At 45.8% G+C, this 2,868-nt stretch carries 2 protein-coding genes and 1 tRNA gene; 2 read left to right on the top strand and 1 reads right to left on the bottom strand.

The window, feature by feature from the left end; genetic code table 11:
* Positions 1 to 456 precede the first annotated feature (456 nt).
* Both PSE7429_RS22405 and PSE7429_RS22410 read left to right on the top strand, forming a co-directional pair.
* On the top strand, positions 457 to 1,755 hold the full coding sequence (locus PSE7429_RS22405; RefSeq protein ID WP_009629680.1) for a TldD/PmbA family protein: 1,299 nt from the start codon (positions 457 to 459) through the stop codon (positions 1,753 to 1,755).
* 157 nt (positions 1,756 to 1,912) lie between these two features.
* Positions 1,913 to 1,986, top strand: a tRNA-Arg gene (locus tag PSE7429_RS22410).
* Between the two features lie 106 nt (positions 1,987 to 2,092).
* On the opposite strand, the gene PSE7429_RS22415 is transcribed toward PSE7429_RS22410, so the two are convergent.
* Positions 2,093 to 2,671 carry a hypothetical protein gene (locus tag PSE7429_RS22415; RefSeq protein WP_009629681.1) on the bottom strand — a complete coding sequence of 193 codons (579 nt, stop codon included), beginning with the start codon at positions 2,669 to 2,671 and terminating at the stop codon, positions 2,093 to 2,095.
* Between the last annotated feature and the right edge of the window lie 197 nt (positions 2,672 to 2,868).

The raw sequence follows: 2,868 nt of genomic DNA on the forward strand, positions 1-2,868 counted from the left end.
ATTCGATCTTCTTCAGATATACCGATATTAATCGAACTAGACAGGTCTTTATCTGATTTTCTTTATTTTTAGCCATTTCCTTTTACTTGAATAGTTTTGCAAGAATTATAACCAACAAAACCATACCAATGAAGCACCCGATTGATGGGTTTCATTACTATTAAAAAGAATACAAATCAACTTAAAGCGCCACCATTCTCTTATCGGCTTTTAGGTAGTTCAGCATAGTTAACGTCAGTTCAGGTTAAGCTGGCAAATTTTCAAAGCCCAAAAGTAAAAGCCTTGCTAAGCAAGGCTTTTACTTTTGGGATTTGAGAAAGGGTTTGCTATGCAAACCCTTTCTCAAATCCCGAATAAAGCCACAGAAGAGAATGGTGGTGATTTGCTCCGCCATTCTCTTCTGGAGGTTGTCGCTATTTGGTAGCATCTAGGTTGAGAAAATCCTTAGCGATCGCCATGACCATTGACCCCGAACAATTATTAGAACTTGCCCTCAAATCAGGATCTGAAGCTGCGGAAGTATATGTCTCGAATTCAGTTTCGCATCCTGTTTTTTTTGAGGCAAATCGCCTGAAACAGCTTGAAAGTATTGACTCTGAAGGGGTGGGACTGCGCGTTTGGCAGGGGGGGCGAGTGGGTTTAGCAATCGCCTATGGATCGGTCGAACCCTCTGATTTGGTCGCGCAAGCGATCGCCTTGAGTGGGTTGAATGAGCCTGAAGAGATCCGATTGCGGGAAACTACTGTTGCTGATTACCCCAAACTCTATGGAAAAGAGATTAATGTCGAACAGATGGTCGATTGGGGGCGCGAGGCGATCGCGCAGGTATTGGCAAGTTATCCTGAGGCAATTTGTAGTGCGGATTGGGATTGTAGTCGCGAGACGGTACGCATTCTGAATAGTCGGGGCTTGGACTGTGGTTACACTGATATTACGGTGGATGGCTCTCTGAGTGCGGAGTTGACGAGGGGCGATGACTTTCTCAATGTTTGGTATGGGCGATCGGAACGTGGAAATTTGTCACCTGAGGCGATCGCCCAAAAGGTACGGCAATATTTAGACTGGGCGAAGAAAAATGCGCCTGCGCCATCGGGGAAGGTTCCTGTGATTTTTACGAGTAAGGCTGTCGATCTGCTATGGGGAATAGTGGCGATGGCGATGAGTGGCAGGCAGGTGCTGCAAAAAGCTACACCTTGGCAAGATAAGGTCGGACAGCCAGTGATTGCTGATATCTTTAGCGTGACGCAACATCCCGATTTTGGGGTTTATAGCTCGCCCTTTGATGATGAGGGTACGCCAACTCAGGAAATTAAATGGATCGATCGCGGTACTTTACAGGGGTTTTATGGCGATCTCAAGACTTGCGATGAATTAAATATTTCGGCAACGGGGAACGGTTTTCGCGGAGATTTGGGCAATTATCCCAGTCCTGGACTATTTAATTTAGCAATCTCCGCCAGTCAAACTATTCAAGGCGATATTTTAGAATTGGCGGCAACTTTAAAAAATGGATTGATCGTCGATCAAGTTCTCGGTGGCGATATGGACTTGTCGGGGGATTTTTCGATTAATGTCGATTTGGGCTATCGCGTCAAAAATGGCAAAATCATCGGTAGGGTGAAGGATACGATGCTGTCGGGAAATGCTTATACTGCACTCAATCAGGTGGTTGCCGTGGCTAGCGATCGTCAATGGCATGGTTCCCTGTATGTATCGGCAATGATTGTTGAGGGCTTATCGGTTACCAGCCATTGATACTCATTTGGTATAAAGCCCAAGAGAGGATTGCTGCGCGGAGCGCAGCAATCCTCTCTTGGGCTTTAATATTTTTTACAGGGGCTTGCTATAATGTCTATGTTGCTTTTTGAGCTTTTTTTAAGTTAATTTTTAAAAGCAATCTTGTAACGGTTTTGGGGCTGTGGCTCAGTTGGATAGAGCAAGCGCCTCCTAAGCGCTAGGTCATCGGTTCGATCCCGATCAGTCCCGTCATTTTGAAGCTGCTATCAGCTAAATTAGGACAAAATCAATTCCAAAAGAGAGTAGTGGCGCTTCGCGCCACTACTCTCTTTTGGTCTCTTTTGGGATTGGACAGCTAGGGGAGGATGATATGCAACCAAGCTCCCTTCTTTTGACTATCGGGAGCATCTAGTAAGTACTGGGCTTTTGCTATCTCAAATTTTCCATCGTCTGCGACGCAAGCTGAATATATCAAATTCTTGGAATACAATCCTGCAAAGCAATCCTCGGCTAGATTGGGATAGGAGAAGCTTGCGCCATCGAATTCACTCCACGAATCGAAAACATGGAAATTTTGGATGATGCCAGTATCATCGGTATCAACGGCGTTTATCGAGATCACATGTCCGCTGATAGTCAGGCTGGTATGGATGATTAAGAATGCTCCCAAATCTCTAATTGCGGCAAGCATATCGAGTAGGCTGGCATTGCCGTTATAGCGATACTTGTCGCCAATGACGCTTTTGAGATAAACCCCAATCACGGTAGGGTCGCCCGCCGTTCCCAAGCTGAGTAAGGCCGCGCGCACTGTTTCGATATCTGCTGCTGGTTTCCCTAGGGCTTCACAAATTGCCGCGCTTTGGCAGGTACTGGCATCGGGTTGCACTAAGGCTGATCGATCTACGGATTGTCGCTTTGTTGTATAGGTAATCATGGAATTAACCCTGTGTTTTAGTTACAAAAACAAACTTGCTGATCGTGAGTTTAGGGTGAGGTCGTGGGTGTGATCATTGCGATCATTTAAGGATGAGTGGCGGCGCAAAGCGCCGCGTTCAAAAATATTTCTGGGTTTTACAGCGCTTTGCGCTCAAACCCAAACCAAGGAAATTTTTAAAAGCGTTGCTTCGCAAC

This window comes from Pseudanabaena biceps PCC 7429, from assembly GCF_000332215.1.
Classification (GTDB): Bacteria; Cyanobacteriota; Cyanobacteriia; order Pseudanabaenales; family Pseudanabaenaceae; genus Pseudanabaena; species Pseudanabaena biceps.